At 47.7% G+C, this 19,607-nt stretch carries 15 protein-coding genes and 1 tRNA gene; 10 read left to right on the top strand and 6 right to left on the bottom strand.

The genetic code is table 11. The features are described 5' to 3' along the window. Nucleotides 1-64 precede the first annotated feature (64 nt). From LA360_RS08145 to LA360_RS08125, 5 genes are read right to left on the bottom strand one after another with little or no spacing between them, the layout of a single operon-like run. Nucleotides 65-3,274, bottom strand: coding sequence for a VirB4 family type IV secretion system protein (locus tag LA360_RS08145; RefSeq protein WP_112481679.1), 3,210 nt, complete (start codon nucleotides 3,272-3,274; stop codon nucleotides 65-67). A gap of 37 nt (nucleotides 3,275-3,311) precedes the next feature. After that, entirely contained in the window at nucleotides 3,312-4,688 is a 1,377-nt protein-coding gene (locus tag LA360_RS08140) for a C39 family peptidase (protein WP_112481680.1), read from the bottom strand. Next, nucleotides 4,689-5,684: a hypothetical protein gene (locus LA360_RS08135; protein WP_112481681.1), complete on the bottom strand. Its 996-nt coding sequence runs from the start codon at nucleotides 5,682-5,684 to the stop codon at nucleotides 4,689-4,691. A 25-nt stretch (nucleotides 5,685-5,709) separates the two neighbouring features. Next, complete coding sequence (locus tag LA360_RS08130) at nucleotides 5,710-6,420, bottom strand: hypothetical protein (protein ID WP_112481682.1); 711 nt, start codon at nucleotides 6,418-6,420, stop codon at nucleotides 5,710-5,712. 31 nt (nucleotides 6,421-6,451) lie between these two features. Beyond that, complete coding sequence (locus LA360_RS08125; RefSeq protein ID WP_112481683.1) at nucleotides 6,452-6,844, bottom strand: fimbrial protein; 393 nt, start codon at nucleotides 6,842-6,844, stop codon at nucleotides 6,452-6,454. Nucleotides 6,845-7,574: 730 nt separating this feature from the next. Here LA360_RS08125 and LA360_RS08120 point away from each other — a divergent pair. The 7 genes from LA360_RS08120 to feoB all read left to right on the top strand — a co-directional run bounded on the left by LA360_RS08120 (nucleotide 7,575) and on the right by feoB (nucleotide 16,387). Further along, nucleotides 7,575-7,790, top strand: coding sequence for a DNA-binding protein (locus LA360_RS08120; RefSeq protein ID WP_225537440.1), 216 nt, complete (start codon nucleotides 7,575-7,577; stop codon nucleotides 7,788-7,790). After that, complete coding sequence (locus tag LA360_RS08115; protein ID WP_112481684.1) at nucleotides 7,777-9,000, top strand: site-specific integrase; 1,224 nt, start codon at nucleotides 7,777-7,779, stop codon at nucleotides 8,998-9,000. Before LA360_RS08120 ends, LA360_RS08115 begins: the two co-directional genes overlap by 14 nt. Further along, a complete protein-coding gene (locus tag LA360_RS08110; RefSeq protein ID WP_112481685.1) occupies nucleotides 8,994-10,295 on the top strand; it encodes a site-specific integrase in 1,302 nt (433 codons plus the stop codon). The genes LA360_RS08115 and LA360_RS08110 overlap by 7 nt, the downstream gene beginning before the upstream one ends. 259 nt (nucleotides 10,296-10,554) lie before the next feature. Beyond that, nucleotides 10,555-12,549 (top strand): excinuclease ABC subunit UvrB, encoded by a 1,995-nt coding sequence (uvrB, locus tag LA360_RS08105; RefSeq protein WP_174713911.1) that lies wholly within the window; start codon nucleotides 10,555-10,557, stop codon nucleotides 12,547-12,549. Nucleotides 12,550-12,694: 145 nt separating this feature from the next. Continuing rightward, on the top strand, nucleotides 12,695-13,879 hold the full coding sequence (locus LA360_RS08100) for a PspC-like choline-binding domain-containing protein (protein ID WP_022201194.1): 1,185 nt from the start codon (nucleotides 12,695-12,697) through the stop codon (nucleotides 13,877-13,879). Between the two features lie 178 nt (nucleotides 13,880-14,057). Beyond that, on the top strand, nucleotides 14,058-14,294 hold the full coding sequence (locus LA360_RS08095; RefSeq protein WP_002566972.1) for a FeoA family protein: 237 nt from the start codon (nucleotides 14,058-14,060) through the stop codon (nucleotides 14,292-14,294). Beyond that, entirely contained in the window at nucleotides 14,291-16,387 is a 2,097-nt protein-coding gene (feoB, locus tag LA360_RS08090) for a ferrous iron transport protein B (RefSeq protein WP_022201193.1), read from the top strand. Before LA360_RS08095 ends, feoB begins: the two co-directional genes overlap by 4 nt. Nucleotides 16,388-16,443: 56 nt before the next feature. Here the strand turns inward: feoB and LA360_RS08085 are convergent, their stop codons facing one another. Continuing rightward, on the bottom strand, nucleotides 16,444-17,373 hold the full coding sequence (locus tag LA360_RS08085) for a DUF5688 family protein (RefSeq protein WP_002583978.1): 930 nt from the start codon (nucleotides 17,371-17,373) through the stop codon (nucleotides 16,444-16,446). Between the two features lie 413 nt (nucleotides 17,374-17,786). Between LA360_RS08085 and LA360_RS08080 the strand changes: the two genes are divergently transcribed. The 3 genes from LA360_RS08080 to LA360_RS08070 all read left to right on the top strand — a co-directional run bounded on the left by LA360_RS08080 (nucleotide 17,787) and on the right by LA360_RS08070 (nucleotide 19,137). After that, nucleotides 17,787-18,584 carry a threonine/serine exporter family protein gene (locus LA360_RS08080; RefSeq protein ID WP_057572883.1) on the top strand — a complete coding sequence of 266 codons (798 nt, stop codon included), beginning with the start codon at nucleotides 17,787-17,789 and terminating at the stop codon, nucleotides 18,582-18,584. After that, nucleotides 18,578-19,018, top strand: a complete 441-nt coding sequence (locus tag LA360_RS08075) for a threonine/serine exporter family protein (protein WP_022201191.1) — start codon at nucleotides 18,578-18,580, stop codon at nucleotides 19,016-19,018. Before LA360_RS08080 ends, LA360_RS08075 begins: the two co-directional genes overlap by 7 nt. Nucleotides 19,019-19,065: 47 nt before the next feature. After that, nucleotides 19,066-19,137: transfer RNA gene (locus LA360_RS08070), tRNA-Arg, on the top strand. The last annotated feature ends 470 nt before the right edge of the window (nucleotides 19,138-19,607 follow it).

Genomic DNA, 19,607 nt, shown 5'->3' with positions numbered 1-19,607 from the left:
AAAGAAAACGTATTTCAAAATGTAATGCGTAATCTGTGCGTATGTCATGCGTAATCAATGGATCTTACCCGGTCACATTCTGCTGGCGCATACGTTCCACGATATTCTTCAGTTCCCTCCGGTCTGTGGTGATCAGGTCTTTTTCCAGAGGGCTTGCCTTGAATTCCACCATGATGTTATTGTTGTTGGTGCTGATCAGACCGTTGCCGCGCTCAAAATGGGTGACTTCCATGATTTCCGCATCAGAGAGATGGAGCGTACTCTGCACACGCATGGCCTCGTCGTCCTCCAGGTTCAGGATAATCTTGGTCTTGGAATTGTTAATGATCCCCTTTCCGAATCGTCCTTCATCCAGATTGAAAAAGTCGTTTAAGTCCTGGCTGGCACAGACCGCAGAGCCGCCGTAACCTCGGATCGTCTTGAAAATCTCCAATACAAAATCACCGGCAAGGCGTGTGCCAGTAGCGCCAGCTCCCGAAAGGAGCTGCCAACATTCATCGATAAAGATGGTCTTTTCTTCCGTACGGTCTTCCTTTGCCCGATCCCAGACGAAATCCAGTGCCACAAACATTCCCACTGTGAGCAGGTCACCGGTCAGGGAAGAGATATCCAGCACCGTATACCGGTTATCCAGAGATACATTGGTCTGCTGATTAAAAGTGCTGGCAGAGCCGCCCACCAGACGGTTTAAGATATTTGCCAGCCGTCTGGTAGGGGCTGATTTCTTTAAAATCTCATACAGATCGCCCAGGACTGGCATTTCTTTGTAACACTGAGGATTTTCGGGATCTGTCAGGGATACATTATCATGGGTAATCCCCTTTTTATTGTAAGTACGGATAAGGGCTTCGTCCAAAAGCTGGCGTTCCTCATGGGTTATGTCCGGGATCAGCAGGCTGAAAAAGATATGAAGCCGCTGAATCTTTTCCGCCAGTTCGGAAAGCTGAATACCAGGACCGTCCAGCAGTTCATTCACAGTACGGTCTACCTGCCGGATCTCCATCACATTGATACAGTGAGGGCTGGCTGGGGAGATCTGGATAAATTCGCCTCCCACGTTGGCGCAGGCCCGATGGAATTCATGTCCTTTTAATGGAGCAATAATAAAAATGGGAATCCCCTTGCGCCGCATCCGCAGGGCCATGAGCTGCATTGTAAAGGTTTTCCCGGCACCGGAGGTGCCCAGAATTGCCATGTTGGCATTTTTGTAGACCGCAGAATTGAAGATATCCACGATAATCAGGGAACTATTGTATTTATTCACTCCTAACAGAATGCCGTTGTCATCACACATCTCATAGCTGGTAAAGGGATAACAGCTGGCCGCACCGCCTGTAAGAAGGTTCCGCTTGCTGCGTTCATACAAGCCTTTTTCCACGGATACCAGCGGCAGGGAGGTGAGAAATGCCTGTTCCTCCCGGAAGTGGCAGGAAACTGCCCGCATGTCCTGGGAGAGCAGCAGCTTTTTCATTTCACTGACTTTCCACTCCAGATCCTCTTCATTGGGAGCTGTGATAGTGACCAGAAGATTCATAAAGTAGAAATCCTCATTATTGGCAAGTCCTTCTTTTAAAAAATAGCCGCTGCGGATTGCACTGTCGATATCATCAAAATCCGTATTCGTATCGCTGGCATCCTTGATGCGGGAGCGGTTGATACGCAGCTGCTGGCCCACTTTCTGGATGATGTGCTCTTTGGGCTGGCGGGAAAGGAACATGTCCAGGTCGATCCCGTCGCCGGCATTGACCATCAGGCTGAGCCAGCCGGCAGGAACCTGGGTTTTATAGCCATCCGAAGGAATCAGCAGATAGGCATAGTAAAGCCCGTCAATGCAGATATACCGTCCGTGGGTGAAATCAATGCTTTCTGGGGAAATGAACTCCCCGGCAGGGATGTGGTCTGTCTCGCTTTCCCTTCCGTTTGCCAGATACTGTGCTACGACCTCCTTTGCCCGGACAGGGAGAGGTTTTACAGCACTTTCGTTTCGGCACAGCAGGTTATAGAGCACATCTATGGTAAATTCATCCTCATTGTCCGGTACAATGACTTCATTTCCGCACTGGCGCAGGTAATTGGAGGCTGTATGGACAGCGGACTGCAGAGAGCCGACAGCCTCCCCTTCTTCATCGGTACGCCGATTGCCGCTCCATGGTTCATATTCAAAGATCAGGAAGAACCGGCGTGTAACAGCCTCTCGGGAGCCAATCTGCTGGATAAACTGCAGATAGTCCTCCTGCATGAGTCGGCACTGTTCGTTGGTTTCCTGTGACATTTCCCTGCGGACGGTATCTATGTGGCGGCTGATATCTGCCCGTCGGGTCAGCACCTTGAACTGGAGCTTTACAGGGCTGATTTTTAAATAGGAAACAAAGGAATAGATAATGCTCCTCTGTTCCCGGGCACTGCGGAGCAGAAAATTGATGGGGATTACTTCCACCACTTTTACATAACGGTGGTCTTTTGTGTAGATGATGCCGTTTTCTACTTTCGTAATAGGAAGATATTCCGCTACGGGGTTCAGGAAAGTAAACAGGGGCTCTTGAGTACGCAGTATTTTTTTCTGTGCCGGATTCTTTTTCCGTTCCGGTTTTCTCATGTCGGCCCGTCTGGACTTTACAGATGCTCTTTTTTGCTTTTGGTGGTGGGAAGGATTTTTGCCAGTCTGGGCAGGCTTTCGGCTTTGGGATTTTGCGGCCTGCTTTTTGGAGGCTTGTTTGGGACGGAGTTTCTGACGGATCTCATATCCCTTTATCTGATCAAATTCTGCCGGGAAGTCATCCTCGCCTTTCCGGTGCCAGCCAGATATGTTTCCTACACTGCTGTTTTTTTGGGAGTTGTCTTTTCTGACTGACCTTTGATTTTGGTCTGCATCATTCGATACTGCTTTTTCACCAGACGCAGCGTTTTCCTTTCTATTAGATTTTTTATTTCTTTTTACCGCAGTAGTATTCTGCCTGCCTTCCTGTTCCTCACCGCCGCCCACGATACGACGGTTTTTTATATATTTCAGGAAGATAACCAGAAAAGACGACAGGCTCTCGCCCGAAACGCCGATTAATGCAAAAAGGGCAAGGGGAAGGGCAGTCAGGCACAGCACGATAATCCGTGCAGTCAGGCTGAAAGGAAGAAAAAGAAAGATCGGCAGCCCGGTAGCTGCAGCCAGGATGCCGGCCTCGATCACATTCCGTGCCTTGAACATGCCGCCGAAAAAGGTGCCTGTGTCTATAAAATTCGGCGGTATGATATAAGTATCGTGGTCATTTTGATTGTTCATGTATTACCTCGCTTTCATCTGGACCGCGACAGATTTTTTATCCGATGATCCAGAAGGGGCCGCCCGCACCTGCGCGCTGGCTGGCTTCATTTAGTATAATTGACAGGTCCCAGAGCTGGCCGCTCCGTTTATAACTGCCGGGGTCTGCTACAAGGATTTTTCCGCCCTTTACACCACGCAGCACGATAAAATGCCCGCCATTGGTAAAATGTCCTTTTGACATGATGGCCACTACCAGCTTTCCTTCCGCCAGGGCATCCAGTATCCGCTGGGGTTCTGAGGCGGAGCATCCGGAAACTGCAAGCCCCCAGTGTGCGGCGGCTCCGGGGATAAGCGCATGGTAGGAGCCGCTGCCCTTGCACCAGTAGCCGTTTTCATAGGCCCACTGCGCCATGCGTTCCGGGTCAACGATTTCTTCCGACAAAGAAGAGATAACAATCGCCATGGAAGTCGGGCCGCAGCCGGAGCCGCCGATATAGTCTGTGCCATAGGGTTTACTGGAATAGCGTTCATCCATCTGATTGAAATAGACAACTTCTGTACTGCCATCTGTAAACCGTACATTGCCAAGAGACGGGATACTGTTTCCTTCCCAGCCTTCCAGGTTCTGGATCAGGCCGTCACCAAGAAAAAGGCTCAGGTTCTGTGCATAATCAGAGACAAGGCTTTTCTGTTCATCCGTAAGAGCAAATACCTGGTCGGCAAAATAAGCCTCCCCATTATAGGTAATGGTATAGAGCATCCATTTCTCAGATACTGTAGTTTCTTCTCCGGTATCCGGGTCTTCTACGATTTTTTTCCGTATTTCCTCTGTTCGTTGGTAGGAATAAAGGTAGGATTTCCCACGGCGCATGACAGTTGCCATATCTGCAATGGAGATATCCGCGAATTCCTTTTCTTTTGCCGCACAGTATTGGGAAACAAAAAGATTGGCATTGTATATAGGGCTTATCTCATAGGGATTGATCACTTCCATCCCATCCCCGTCCGAGGCGGCAAAATCTCGTTCGATCCGTTTTATGACATCCTCCATGCCTTCGCCCAGGATGCTGCTGATGGTGAAGGTTATGGTGTTGGCATTTTCTATGATTGCAGTTTCGCTGTTGAGAACAGGAGTTTCCGGATCAGCAGGAGAGAAGGCAGACGTAAAACCGTTAAAAATCAGTCCAGGGAGCATTAGCACGAAAAGGACAGGGATCAACAAAAGAGCCACAACAGCGGCAGCAATCCTGCCAATGTGTTTTCTGCCCTCCCACAAAGCCCCGGCGACAGCACCATAAGGACCACCGGCGGCAACACCCTTTGCAGCGCCAGAAACTGTTTTTCCGGTTTTTACGGCACCATGGATCAGATACGTTGTAGATGCTCCGGTTTCAAAGGCTTCGGAAAGCCCATTTCTTTGTTCATCAGCCATCTATATCCTATCCTTTCTTTTGGGTGCCGGGGGAAGCTTTTTCACAATCGTTTCATTATAGGCAATGGAACCGTCTGCCGCCATATAAGGGGATTTTTCCACTGCATCCTGTGCATACTGCTTGTACCAGGAAGTACCGTCTACGGCCTGTACCGTCGCATAAGCACCTTCAGGGGCGGTATATTGGGCAGTGTGATACATTCCAAAGGAAATCCCTTCCGAATGTTCCTCGGAAATCTCCGTGCCGGTGATACGGCCTCCGCCAATCTCTACGTTGGTAAAGGACGGAACATGCCCGGTGCCTTCTTCCAGTGCGGCATAGCCCATGTAGGAGTGCAGAGCCTGGACCGCCTTTTCTCCGGTTATGGAGCCTGCGAATGCGATATTTCCTGTGGCAACCGTTCCAATGACACCATTTGCAAAATCACCGCCTTTCACGACAGAGGTGGTATACATATGCCCTCCGATTCCTTCTGATACAGCAGCAGCGAAACCTCTGGTCCTACCGCCTTCCCTTTTACTGTGGCTTTCCGTATGGGAAGTCGCTGTCTGTATAGCGCTGTTTGTGACCTGGCGGCTGACAACGCCTGCGAGGCCGCCTGCCATGAACCCACTGGAGCTTCCCTGATGATTGGAGGTATGGTTTACATGGGAGGAGTTGTTGCTGTGTGCGCCTCTAAAATGCTGCCGTGAGAAGTTCCGGGCAGCGCCGATCCCTCTCGCTGCAATCATAGCGTCTGCAATCATGGAGCCTCCGGTGTGTCCCACGTTGACACCCAGGCTTGACATAAAGGAATCGATCTTTTGCGATACCTTTAAGAATGCAATCGCACAAAGAAACCAGACCAGGACATTGCCGGAAACTGCTGCCTTGCCTGCCGCATCCACCTGGGCCTGTGCGTCACTTTCTGAAAAAGCAAAGACTGTCTGACAGGACAGGCATAAGAGAAGTGCAGTCAGAAAAATCATGGTAAGTATCCGTTTATTTTTTTTCATAATAATTGCCTTTCCTTTCCTTAATTTATAATGACAGCGGGTTTGCAATAAAAGCTCCGACCATGGATGTGAACAGGCGCAGACACCAGGCATTCATGAGCAGAAGGAATATCTGTCCGCCGAACATCCGGCACCACGACTTAAAGATGTTTGAGGTGGACTGGGATGCACCCATGGAAAAAGCTATCGGAGCTGTGTAGACCAGAACACCCAGAAGGACATACCGTTCCGCTGCTTCGAAAAGGAGCTTCAGATAGTTCCATGCCAGCACCAGCACCATGATTAGTGCGATCAGTGCTACAGCACCATTGGCACAGACGCCGATAATGGCAAGCATGACGGAGTTAAAATCCGCAAAACTTAATGTTGGCAGCTCTGAATCCATGATCCAGTGGTAGGGGGGTCCGCCAATCTTTAAAACCGTGTCAACAATCCCATCGGAGAAGTATGCCAGAAGGATGAAAAGGACGGAACGGAGGCTTAAGCGCACTGGGTCCTCTGCCTCGATACCGGCTCCCAACCCAAAGTTTTTAAACAGCTGCCATACCCAGTTTAAGAGTATGATGCCGATGGAAAGTGCTACAAAAACCTTGTACATGGTTTCAGCGGCGGGAAAATAGCGGAGAAACACCGTCATATCACAGCCGAGAGTACCCAGTACGGAGGTGGTTATCAGGTCAAGAATATTCATTACCTGTTCGGCAATCCATTCCACGATGCCGTCTAAAATACCCAAAAAAGATCACTCCTTTCTTTCAGGATGCGGGTCACCCGTTCCATTTGCCGTCAGCAAAAAACGGGGTAACATAAGCCATGATAAATCCTAGGCCATTTAAAATCGCCCATGTGATACAGATCCGTTTTAACCATGCCCGACTTTCATCCACTGTGCGGCCGGAACGGGAGAAGTTCATCATCAGAAGGGCAACAGAGGCAGTAACGATAGCAGCCACCGTGGAAATGAGTACAATCTGGTTGTAAACATCCTTCATGATCTCCGTTGCTTTTGACCACACATCCGCAGCGAAAACCGGCTGGGTGGATATCAGAAACATCATGAAACACAGGTAGAGATAATAGGCCGCCTTTGCAATAGGAAATCTGCGGCGGGGGTTCTTTCCTGCCGTGGCAGGTGTCTGCAGTTTGGTTTTCAGTTTCAATTTGTGGACCTCCTTTAAATATGATTGGTGGGAAAGAAAAACCATGCCACAGGTGGGCATGGCCGTCTTTCTTCCGGGCTGTTAAGGTGAGAAAATCCGGATTGCGGTGAAAGGCGCAAAAAAAGCACCTTTTTGGAAAGGTGCGTATCAGCCCGGATTGCTTTTGGGTGCAGTTTTAAGCATATTTAGTGTAACATATCCTTATTTACGGGGAAAGAGCAGAACTGTGCCAATTTTGTGCGGGATTGTGCCAATGTTGTGCCAGATTTTCAAGTATAAAAAATAATGATTCATTTTAATAACTTGCAGAAAAAGGAGGGAGCCTCCTTTATTTATATAGCATATGGGTTAAATCCGGAATATGGAAAACCCAGTGCACCTTGATAATTTTAGAGCACCATTCAGGAGTTATACAGGTACAGACGGATAGTATGCGATGACCATGTGTGAGCCCGCCCTCTGTTTAAAAATTGCATAGCAATACCTGAAATACGCGGCAAAAACATTGGCGCAGGAAGTGACCTGATCGAGTGTGCCCCAAATACACTTCTTTTATTTTATAGAAAAAATATGCTAATTACAGTTGAAAAACAGGGTATTAGATTCGTATAAGATATATGAAGAGACTTTATATCCAATCCTATACTGAACCACTTCAGCTGTAAGAAAAATCATTTTATGATAGCGGGAATGAAAGATGCTAAAAATAGAGAAAGAGAGGAGATAGACAATGGTAGAAGATGTAGATAATGAAGTGATGGTTGATCAGCAGGTATACCTGGCAGCTGATATTCAGTGTATGCTTGGAATAGGAAAAAGTAAAGCCTATTCTTTCCTTGAAGAAGTGTATAAGCAGAAAGATCCACCGTTTAAAGTTCTTAAAATTGGTAAGCTCTTTAGAGTGCCAAAGAGAGGATTTGATGAATGGCTAAATGGTGGTATATGAGCGAGGTGATTTAGTGAAGCAACCAGCAAAAAAGAACGGAGTTGCCTTTTATGAAGGAAATGCCTGGGTTCACAGAGTGAAACTGCTGCAGCCAGATGGTTCTGTAAAGTATAGTAAACGTGGAGGTTTTCAGAGCGAGGAAGAGGCAGAAGCCAGCTATTACCGATATGAGAAAGAATTCAAGAAAGCTTCCAGAGCCTATCAGATGTCGGCAAAGTCAAATTCAGATGTTGATTTAAAAGATTATCTGCTTTATTGGTTTGAAGATGTATTTTCCCAGCGGATTGAGAATACAACCCGTATGGTATGTGCCTATGTGCTGTATGACTTGATTCTTCCGAATATGCAGCAGAATATAAAACTACGATATGCCAATGAGGAGTATTTTGATTCCCTGCTGGCCGTCGTATCAAAGACATGTGAGTCCGCTGGTAACAAGTCCAGAGAGTTCTTAAATATGGCAATGAAAGAGGCCGTAATACAAGAATATATCAAGGCTAATCCGATACTGGCAACGAAGCCATATCCGAGGAAAAAGCCGACCATCATTGTTTTAAACAAAGCAAATGTAAAAAAGCTCCTGAAAGCTGCTTACAATAGCGGATGGTATCTGGAGATTCTGCTGGGGTTGTTTTGCGGACTCAGAAAAGGTGAGATTTCAGGATTGAAATTTGGAGATTTTGATACTGAAAACAGGACAATCTATATTCAGCGGCAAATTACATCGAACCCTATGATTCCGAAGGGGGAAAGAAAAATTCAATCGTATGAGGTTATAGAGAAAGCACCGAAGACAGATAACAGTTATCGGCTGTTGCGGATACCGGAGGCTGTTGTGAAGGAAATTGAGAAAAGAAAAGCTTTGGTTGAAGTAAATAAGCAGCAGTATGGCGAACAATATTTTGACCACGATTATATCTCGTGCCAGGAAAATGGCTTGCCGCACTCCACTGCCGCAATGAACAGTGCTTTGACAAAATTATGCTCCAGAAATGGTTTACCCCACATTACGGTTCATGGGTTGAGACATATGTATGCGACGATATTGATAGAGCAGAAAGTTCCTTTGATCAAGATATCTGCCTTGTTAGGACATGCAAGTGTCAATACAACGTTTGAATATTATTGTGAGGTCATGGATGAAAATGAGCAGATTATTACTTTTATGAATCATACTTTTATTCCAGAAGGGAGTGTTTCTGCATGTTAGATTTGAGTTTAAAAAATTATGTCGATTGGAGAGTGTCACAGGTAATGCCTGTGCGCTCCGACTTCGGTTACAGAGTATTTTTGAAATATCCGGACGGAAGCGAAAAACCACAGCAGAAGTCCGGATTCAAAACAGAGAAGGAGGCAAATAAGGCAAGAGAGAAGACGATTGCAGAATTATATAATGGTACGTTTGTTGTATATTCAAAGGTTAATGTTGCCGATTTTATGATGTTCTGGCTTGAAACAGATTTGAAAAAACGCACAGACAGCCATGAAACTTATTATAATTATTGCGGAATAGTAAAGAATCACATTATTCCCATTCTGGGTAAGAAAAAAATGATGGATGTTACCCGTGGAGACATTCAAAAGTTGTTTAATACCAAGGCAGACTATTCGAGGCCGGTAGCAGAGCTGGTAAAAACAATCATGAATGTCTCTTTTCGTTATGCGGTAACGAACAAAGTAATCCAGGCCAGCCCGGTGGATGGGATAGGGCTTCCCAAAGCAGAAAAGACGCAGAAGAAACCAGGTCTCAGAACCCGAAATATCGACACGCAGAAAACGCTGACGATGGAGCAGATACAGGTTTTGCTGGAAAAAAGTAAAGATACGCCGATTCACATGCAGGTGCTGTTTAATGTGCTTATGGGGCTTCGCAGATCCGAGATCAATGGTGTCAAATATTCAGACATTGATTATATCAACCGCACCTTAAAGGTAGAACGCCAGCTAGGGAAAGTACATAACGCAGCAAAAGAAGACTTTGCTCCAAAAACTTTTACAAAGCAGGAGGTAGGGTTAAAGACAAAATCCAGTTACAGAGAAATTCCGATTCCTGATTATGTCTTTGAGGCAATCTTAAAAGAACGCCAGGTGTATGAGAAAAACAGAAACCGCAGAAAGAGAGAGTTTCAGGATCTGGACTATATTTGTTGTTCCAACTATGGAAGAGCAAGGAGTAAAGGATTTCATTGCCAGTATTATAAACGGCTCCTTTCTGAAAATGGCTTACCAGACATTCGCTGGCATGATTTGCGCAGCACCTATTGTACACTCCTGCTGAAAGAGGCATTTAATCCAAAGGCGGTATCAAAACTCATGGGACATGCCAAAGAACTTATAACAATGGACGTTTATGCGGATAATAGAGGTATCATAGCAGATGGCGTACCAGAAATGGAAGAGTATATGAGAGAAGTATTACCGAACCTGGAAGAAACAGAGCTTTTTAAAAAGGAACTGCTGGATATCGTGTTGGATGTAACAGAATTTCTCCCATACATAGGATAAAAAGAACAAAAGTTCGATTTCGCATCTATACAAATTTGATGATTTGTGATAAGATAAAAAAGTTCTTTCAGTGCTGTCCGGTCCGTATAGAATTACGGAGGTACGCTGAGTAGCAAAAAAGGCAAATTGTGAACAGCATTCGTCAAGGGCTTGTTTTGCTCCAATTTGAAAAAATCTCTTGACGAAAATGAAATATTCCTTGACGAATTTTTGGTTGACATGCGTCTTTTTTTCACTATGAAATCAGAGGTGAGTATTTGTGCAAAATGAACAAAAAATCTTCAAACTCCACTCGGAATACACCCCTACCGGCGACCAGCCGCAGGCGATAGAAGCCCTTGTCAAAGGGTTTCGGGAAGGCAACCAATTCCAGACTTTACTGGGGGTTACAGGCTCCGGAAAGACCTTTACGATGGCAAATGTGATCGAACAACTGAATAAGCCGACTTTGGTAATAGCGCACAATAAAACATTAGCGGCTCAGCTCTATGGTGAGTTCAAAGAGTATTTTCCGAGTAACGCAGTAGAATATTTTGTGTCCTACTATGACTACTACCAACCTGAAGCCTACGTCCCGTCCACGGACACCTACATTGAAAAGGATTCGTCTATTAATGATGAGATAGACAAGCTGCGCCATTCCGCCACCGCCGCCCTGTCCGAACGGGAGGATGTGATTATCGTGGCTTCCGTATCCTGTATCTACGGTCTGGGCAGTCCTATTGATTATAAGGAGATGGTTATTTCACTGAGACCCGGTATGATCAAGGACAGGGACGAGGTCATTCACAAGCTCATCGACATTCAGTATGACCGGAATGATATGGACTTTAAGCGGGGAACCTTCCGTGTGCGGGGGGATGTACTGGATATTTATCCGGCATACTCCGATGGGGTGGCCTACCGGGTGGAATTCTTTGGGGACGAGGTGGACCGGATATCGGAAATAGATTCTCTGACAGATGAAACCAAAGCTCAGCTGGGTCATGTGGCTATTTTCCCGGCATCCCATTATGTGGTGCCAAAGGAAAAAATGATGGAAGCCACAGAGAACATCCTGGCAGAGCTGGAGGAGCGCGTTACATTCTTTAAGAGTGAGGATAAGCTTCTGGAGGCCCAGCGCATATCGGAACGGACTAACTTTGATGTGGAGATGATGCGTGAGACCGGATTTTGTTCAGGCATAGAGAATTATTCCAGGCATCTGACCGGAGGCCTGCCCGGGGAACCGCCCTGTACGCTGATTGACTACTTTCCGGAAGATTTCCTGATTATTGTGGACGAGTCTCACATAACTCTTCCTCAGGTGCGCGGAATGTATGCCGGGGACCGGTCCAGAAAGACCACGCTGGTGGATTTTGGGTTCCGCCTGCCGTCTGCCCTGGATAACAGACCTCTGGCGTTTCCTGAGTTTGAGTCTAAAATCAATCAGATGATGTTTGTTTCAGCGACTCCGTCTGCTTATGAGGCAGAGCATGAGCTTATGAGAGTGGAACAAATCATACGTCCCACCGGACTTTTGGATCCGGAGATATCGGTGCGGCCTGTGGAGGGTCAGATTGACGATCTGGTTTCTGAAGTAAACAAGGAAGTGGCGGCTCGTCACAAGGTGCTTATCACCACTCTGACCAAACGGATGGCAGAGGATTTGACCGACTATATGAGAGAGGTGGGTATCCGGGTAAAATATCTTCACTCGGATATCGATACGCTGGAACGGGCTGAAATTATTCGGGATATGCGTATGGATGTGTTCGACGTCCTGGTGGGCATCAACCTGTTGAGGGAAGGACTTGATATTCCTGAAATTACACTGGTGGCTATCCTGGATGCTGATAAGGAGGGATTCCTGCGTTCGGAGACATCCCTGATTCAGACCATTGGACGTGCTGCCCGCAACAGCGAAGGCCATGTTATCATGTATGCGGACAAGGTGACGGACTCCATGGCTGTGGCGATTGAGGAGACCAACCGAAGGCGCCAGATACAGCAGAGGTACAACGAGGAACATGGAATTACTCCAACCACCATCAAGAAAGCTGTCAGGGATTTGATTGCCATATCCAAGGCTGTGAATGCAGATGATAAGCACTTTAAGAAGGATCCAGAGTCCATGGACGAGAAGGAATTAAAGAAGCTGTCAAAGGAACTGGAGAAGAAGATGCACCAGGCCGCCGCGGAGCTGAATTTCGAGGAGGCGGCAAGGCTGCGTGACAGAATGGTAGAAATCAAGAAAATGCTGCAGGATATGTAATTTTATGTAACTCATGGAACATTATACCTAAAAATGTAATATTCTTTTAAGGATTATTAAATTGTACTATAGATGCCACTACTTTATAATAAAGATAGGCAATAATCACAACTGGTTGCAAATATAGACGAGGAGGATAAGTTTTATGAGGAGAAAAAGAGGGCTATGTCTGCTGCTGGCAGCATCCATGGTATTGGGCAGTAGTTTCACGGCATTGGCAGCAGATAAGAAGATTGACACGGTGAAGCTGAGCTTTTCCTATTCAAAGGCGCCTGAGAGCGGAGATGAGATAGGGGATATTACAGTTAAGGCGGGCAGCAGCGGATTTGAAGTGGACTCTGCCGAATATACTAATATAGAGGACCAGGATACCTGGACGGTGGGAGATATACCGGAGGTAAAGGTGGAGCTGTCCGCCAAGGACGGATACAAGTTCTCCTACACATCTAAAAGCCATTTCTCTCTTTCCGGATGTAATGCGGATTTCAAGAAAGCAAAGATTTATGACGATGGCCAGTACATTGAGGTGTATGCTGAGCTAAAACGTATCGGCGGTAAGCTTCAGGGCGCGTCGGATCTGGAGTGGAGTGACACCACGGCTGAGTGGGAGGAGATTGAGGGCGCTAAGAGCTACGATGTGAAACTCCTCCGTGACGACAAGACAGTCACTACGGTCAGCACCACAGGAACCTCCTATAACTTTGCAGGCTATTTTAACCGGGAAGGAGACTATACCTTCCGTGTAAGGGCCATTTCCCGTTACAACAATAAGACAGGTGAATGGTCCGAGGATTCCAGCTCCCTGTATATTGATGAGGATGAGCTTGGCCGCTATGGCGGAAGCGGGCATTGGGAGCAGGACGGTACAGGCGTGTGGTATGCTTATGATACAGGCGGATATCCGGCATCCTGCTGGAAGCAGATTAACGGCGCATGGTATTATTTCAATAACAAGGGCTATATTCTCACCGGCTGGCAGAAGCTGGACGGAACCTGGTATTATCTGAATCCGTCCAACGGCATCATGATGACCGGCTGGCAGGCCATCAACGGCAAATGGTATTATATGAACGGCAGCGGTGAAATGCAGACCGGCTGGCAGGCCATTAATGGAAGATGGTATTATCTGGACGGCAGCGGCGCTATGCAGACCGGCTGGCAGAGGCTGGGAGGACAGTGGTATTACTTAGACCCCAGCGGCGCTATGCTCACCGGCTGGCAGGCCATCAATGGCAAGTACTACTATCTGGGCACCAACGGAGCCATGTATTATAATACATGGACGCCGGATGGAAAATATGTGGATGGTTCCGGAGCCTGGGTGCAGTAAAGCCTAAAATCAATATTAATAGAACCGAAACGTATAGAAAGGATGCAGCGGAGAGATTCGCTGCATCCTCTTTTTTGAAATTGAGTTTGTCATAACAAACTCTTTTTATTGACATTTTTTCGCAATAAGCATACAATGAATATGGTTAAAATGTAACTACAAAAGGAGACAGGCAGCAATGCAGAAAAAGCTGAACGAGTGTGAAATCGGCGGCCGGTATGTTGTATCGGGCGTGCAGGTGGATGAGAGTATTACCAGACGTCTTGAGGCCCTGGGGGTCAATGAGGGGACGCCGGTGAATATATTGAATAAGAAAGGCAGCGGAAGCGTTATCATCAAGGTGCGCGGGACACGTCTGGCCCTGGGAAAGCGCTTGTCTGAAGGTATTACGGTCAGGGAGGAACAGGCATCATGAGCGGACATGCAAGGGCAAATGGTACGGATACATACGGCAGTGTGATTCTGGGAGACAGCAGGGAGAAGAAGCTGGATTCTTCAAAGCAGCATGAGGATGACAGGACGCCGATTACAGTTGGATTTGTGGGCAATCCCAACTGCGGCAAGACCACGTTGTTTAACGCCTTTACCGGCGCTAAGCTTAAGGTGGCAAACTGGCCCGGTGTTACGGTGGAGCGGGTGGAAGGAGAGACCAGCTATAAAGGGCGTCCCATCAAGGTCATTGACCTGCCGGGCATCTACAGCCTTACCTCCTATACCATAGAGGAAAAGGTTACCCGCAAATGCATTGAGGACGGCGGCGTGGATGTCATCATCAATGTGGTGGATGCGTCTTCCCTGGAGAGAAACCTGTATCTGACCATGCAGCTCATTGAGCTTAAGAAGCCGGTAATCCTGGCTTTGAATATGATGGATATTGTGGAAGAACGGGGCATGGAGATAGATATGCACCGTCTGCCCGAGATGCTGGGTGAGATACCCGTAGTCCCCGTATCAGCCAGGAAACGGACAGGACTGGATGTGTTGATGCACGCAGTGGTCCACCACTATGAGGAGGGGCCTCAGGGTGTGGTTATACGCTACAGCCAGGAGGCGGAGGAAAAAATCAGGCTGATTGAGGAAGCGCTGTTTAAAAAGTACGGTGAGATGGATAACATGCGCTGGCATGCCATTAAGTTCCTGGAGTTTGACCAGGTGGTGATTGACGATCATCCCCTGGACGATGTGAGCCGGATTCTTCCGCGCAATTATGAAAAACAAATCATCAACGAGAAGTATGACTATATAGAAGAGGTCATAAAGGAGTGCCTGTTTAACAAGGATGAAAAGGCTGCCACCACGGACAGGGTGGACCGGCTCATGACCCATCCCGTGTGGGGTATTCCTGTGTTCTTAGGTATCATGGCTCTGGTATTTTTCCTCACGTTTACAGTGGGTGATTTTTTAAAGGAGTATTTTCAGATGGGGCTGGATATGTTTTCCGGCGCAGTCCTGTCACTTCTCACCAGTGTGCACGCGGCCCAGTGGATCACTTCCCTGATTGTGGACGGTATCATTGCGGGCGTGGGCGGCATACTTACATTCCTGCCCAATATTTTTATTCTGTTCCTGGCCCTGGCTTTCCTGGAGGACAGCGGTTATATGGCAAGAGTGGCATATGTGATGAATGAAACCATGGGCATGGTAGGATTGTCCGGCAAGGCGTTTTTGCCCATGCTTTTAGGGTTTGGCTGCACGGTTCCCGCGGTCATGGCTACCAGGGCTCTGGAGAGTGTGAAGGACAGAAGGAGGACTATATTAATCACGCCCTTTATGTCCTGCTCCGCCAGACTGCCGATTTACGTATTATTTTCGGAGATGTTTTTTCCGGACAGGGCCCTGATTGTGGCCTATTCCCTTTATATCATCGGCCTGTGTATGGCAATTCTGGTGGCATTTATCGTACATATCCATGGTAAGAATGACAGCGCCCAGAACGCTCTGCTGATAGAACTGCCTGAGTATAAGACGCCTAACGGCCGTACGGTGGCCATCTATGTATGGGATAAGGTGAAGGACTATCTCAGTAAGGCCGGAACCACGATTTTCATTGCTTCCATCGTGCTCTGGTTTGTACTAAACCTTGGTCCGGAGGGATTTGTGTCGGATGTGTCCGACAGCTTTGCGGCAGTCATCGGTCATGTTCTGGTGCCGGTGCTGAGACCGGCTGGTCTGGGGCAGTGGCAGGTGGCGGTGGCCCTTATTTCAGGTCTTTCCGCAAAGGAAGTGGTTGTCTCCAGTTTCAGCGTCCTTTACGGAATCAACAATGTAAACTCCGCTGCCGGTATGACAGCACTTTCCTCACAGCTTGCCATGGCTGGTTTTGGGGGGGTAAACGCCTATGCCCTGATGATATTCTGCCTCCTGTATTCGCCCTGTATCGCGGCAGTGGCAACCATTAAGCGGGAGACGGGTTCCTGGAGATGGACCATTGGAATGGTGCTGTTTCAGCTGGCCGTGGCCTGGGCAGGGGCCATGCTGGTATTCCAGCTGGGCAGTCTGATATTTTAATAATATCTGGATAATGGACGTATCGGGATCAGCCGGGGCAGTCTGTAAGTTTAAAGTCAGCAAACGGAAGCGGGGCCGGCGGATGCCATGGTGATGTCCCCGGTATTCCTTGAATAGAGATATACCTGATTGGACAGGCGGTCTTCCTTGGGGACCTCGGACCGGTTAATGTGAGTTACCAGCCGGCTCATCTCCGCATAGGAAATATCGCCGTCGTCAGGCAGCAGCAGGACTTCGTGGATGCTGGATGGAAGGATGATCAAATCCTTTTCCACCCCCTCCGCGAAGTTTTTTAATACGTCCTCATACAGGAGACAGGCAGCGCCGTTGATGCCGGAGCGGTTGCTGAGAACGTAAAACGGGGCAGGGGTTTCCGGCCTTGGTCCGGTTTCCTGAAAATGGGGATTCAGTTGGCGGTTCAGCTCCTCGATGATACAAGCCATGCTGGAGATGACAGGAGGAAACAGCCGTGGAGAATTGGCAAGGGCAGAGGTTTTTAAATCTTCCAGGGAAATGTTCCAGATACGCAGATGGCTGTTGTGAATCATGGCGGTCATGAGGCCGGTATCGTCCTCATGAATACAGAGGTAGAATACTATAGCCAGATCCATCCAGAGAATATGAGGGATGTCCTTCAGAATGGCTTCATTGGAGGCGGCATGTATCAGTTTGCAGGCAATATGAGAGCGTATGCCCTCATAATCGGACAGCATCTGGTAGTCCAGGGGCGGCGGTGTACCGTTCCGGCGGTACAGGGCCAGAAGTTCTGCCACAATCTGGTCTAAAGGCATTCCCTCGCGGTACTGGTCATAGCAGGGATTCAGGTAGATGGCAGGAGCGATATGGGTATTCCCTCTGGTGATGCACAGTCCATCCAGAATGAGCCCGTTGTTTTTGGGAACCTTGCGCAACTCCAGCTCATAGTCGTCTCCCAGGGCCGCTTTCATGCGTTCTTTTACAGCAGTTAAAAATTGTTCGTATACCAAATGTATACCCCCTTTAATATTATTTATGTAAACTGAATAACAGTTCCATATCTTCCTGAATGGAATAATAAGGGAAATTCCGGTGAAATCGCCTTGGATAATTACCAGATGGATAAAATGAATATCAAAATATAAATGAATATCAGAAATTAAATGAATTGACACCAGCTTAATCCATAAGGACATGTTTGTCAATAGAGGGGAACGGGATTTTTTTGGCCGCCAGGCTGTCTGGGAGAGTCTCAGGGCGGAAAACGCTATATTTTATGGGGGGTTCAAGGATGTATTGTCGTTTTATAGACTACACGGGCGGGAATGGCGGGGATATCACAGGAAAATGGCAAGAAATGAAATTGACGGATGGCCATGGGACTGATATACTCGATTATAGTTTCAGAAAGGAATGGGGACGAGTGGACGAACATCATTGGAGCGAGGACCATCTGATAGCCAGTACCGCTGTCCTGGCCGGAGAAATTATGCTGATAAGCGGAGCCGAGATTGCCAGGATAGAGGGAACCATACATTATATACTGGGGTGCTGCCATGGAAGGAACGCACAGACCATGGTATTCAGCACAGGCATATTTGTGAGTCTGGACAGCCCCGATGGGGAGGCGCTGACCCTGGTGCGAAGGGTGGAGGCGCGCTCTACCAACCTGAACCGGATATACCGTGTGAATGAGGTGTCCAGGAAGCTGTGCGGCGGCCTCATGAGCCCTAAGGAGGCATACCGGGAGCTGGAAGAAATAAAGGACAGCTGCCAGTATAAAAGGGAGTTAAAGGCCCTCAGTTATGCGTTTATCGCCGTATTCTTCGGCGTGGTCCTTGGCGGGAGTCCTGCGGACTGCCTGGGGGCTGCTGTAATCGGCGGAATTCTGGGACTGGTGGTATACGCCATATCAGGTCTGGGATTCAATGATTTCTGCGTCAATGGGCTGGGGGCGTTTACCATCGGTATTGCTGCCCTGGCCATGAATCGGTGGATTCTGACAGGAGCCAGTAATGACGTGGTTATCATCAGCGCCATCATGCCTTTGCTGCCCGGTGTTATCTTTACCACGGCGGTAAGGGATACTCTGAACGGGGATTATTCCTCAGGGGCGGCCAGGATGCTGGAGGCAGTGGTGACTGCTCTGGCGGTGGCTGCCGGAGTGGGTGCAGGCATGGCCCTGTTCCACCAGATGGCAGGAGGAGGCGGAATATGGTAGCTGCGATTCAGGTGGCAGGTTCGTTTATGGCAGTACTCAGCTTCGGGCTGGTGCTGGAGATGCCGAGGAAATATCTGGGGTGGTCTGGGCTGACCGGCGGAGTGTGCTGGCTGGTATATCTGCTGGTAAAGGCAGGCTCCGGCTCCATGATACTGGGAGCATTTCTGGCCAGTCTGTCCGTGGCCCTTATGGGGCACCTGTTTGCCAGGATTTTCAGGGCTCCGGTCAGTGTGTTCCTGGTGCCGGGAATCCTTCCCCTGGTGCCCGGTACATCCATCTATAACAGCGTGTATTATGTTATCCGCAACAGCAGGGAAGAATCCATGTATTATCTGGTGGAAACCCTTCAGATTGCGGGCGCCATTGCCCTGGCCGTGTTTCTGATGGATTCTGTGTTTAAACTGGTAGGAAAGAAGAAAAGGATAAAAGTGTAAAATTAGGACTTGAAGTTTCAGGAAAAATATAGTATCATAATGGGGATGCGTCTGTAGCTCAGTGGATAGAGCAGTGGCCTCCGGAGCCGCGTGCGTAGGTTCGATTCCTATCAGACGCATTTTAAATTGCATATTTTTAATCGTTGCGGATGCCGCAGAGTCAGGTCAAAGCTTGATTCCGCGGCTTTTCCTGTTTTGTCTGCCGGTTAAAACCAGTCAGTTATTCAATAATATGTGCCGGTGAGAATGAAAACATATTCAAACAGGGGAAATAAAGAGTGTTAAAAAAACGTTTATTTTCATTAATTTTCACACAATCTTAACGCCAAATCGGGATTCGTGAATTGATTTTGGAAATTTTAAGGAGTATACTGTTACTATAGTGAAATATATGATAACGTATGCATAATAACGTATACATAGAGTCATTCCATCCAGTATTAAAGAAAGAGTGTATTTATATGTATACCGGACTTCAAGGAAGCCCAAAGGGAAGTCTTTGAATATATAGTATTTTGGTATAGCACATTCCCCATTGCCATTATATATCTTGGGGACTAAAACCCTACACTTATATATTTAGGAGGAG

It is taken from the genome of Enterocloster clostridioformis (genome assembly GCF_020297485.1).
In the GTDB taxonomy this organism is placed as follows: domain Bacteria; phylum Bacillota; class Clostridia; order Lachnospirales; family Lachnospiraceae; genus Enterocloster; species Enterocloster clostridioformis.
The sequence above is the reverse complement of the archived record's forward strand: the minus strand, read 5'-3'. Positions and strand labels throughout refer to the sequence as shown.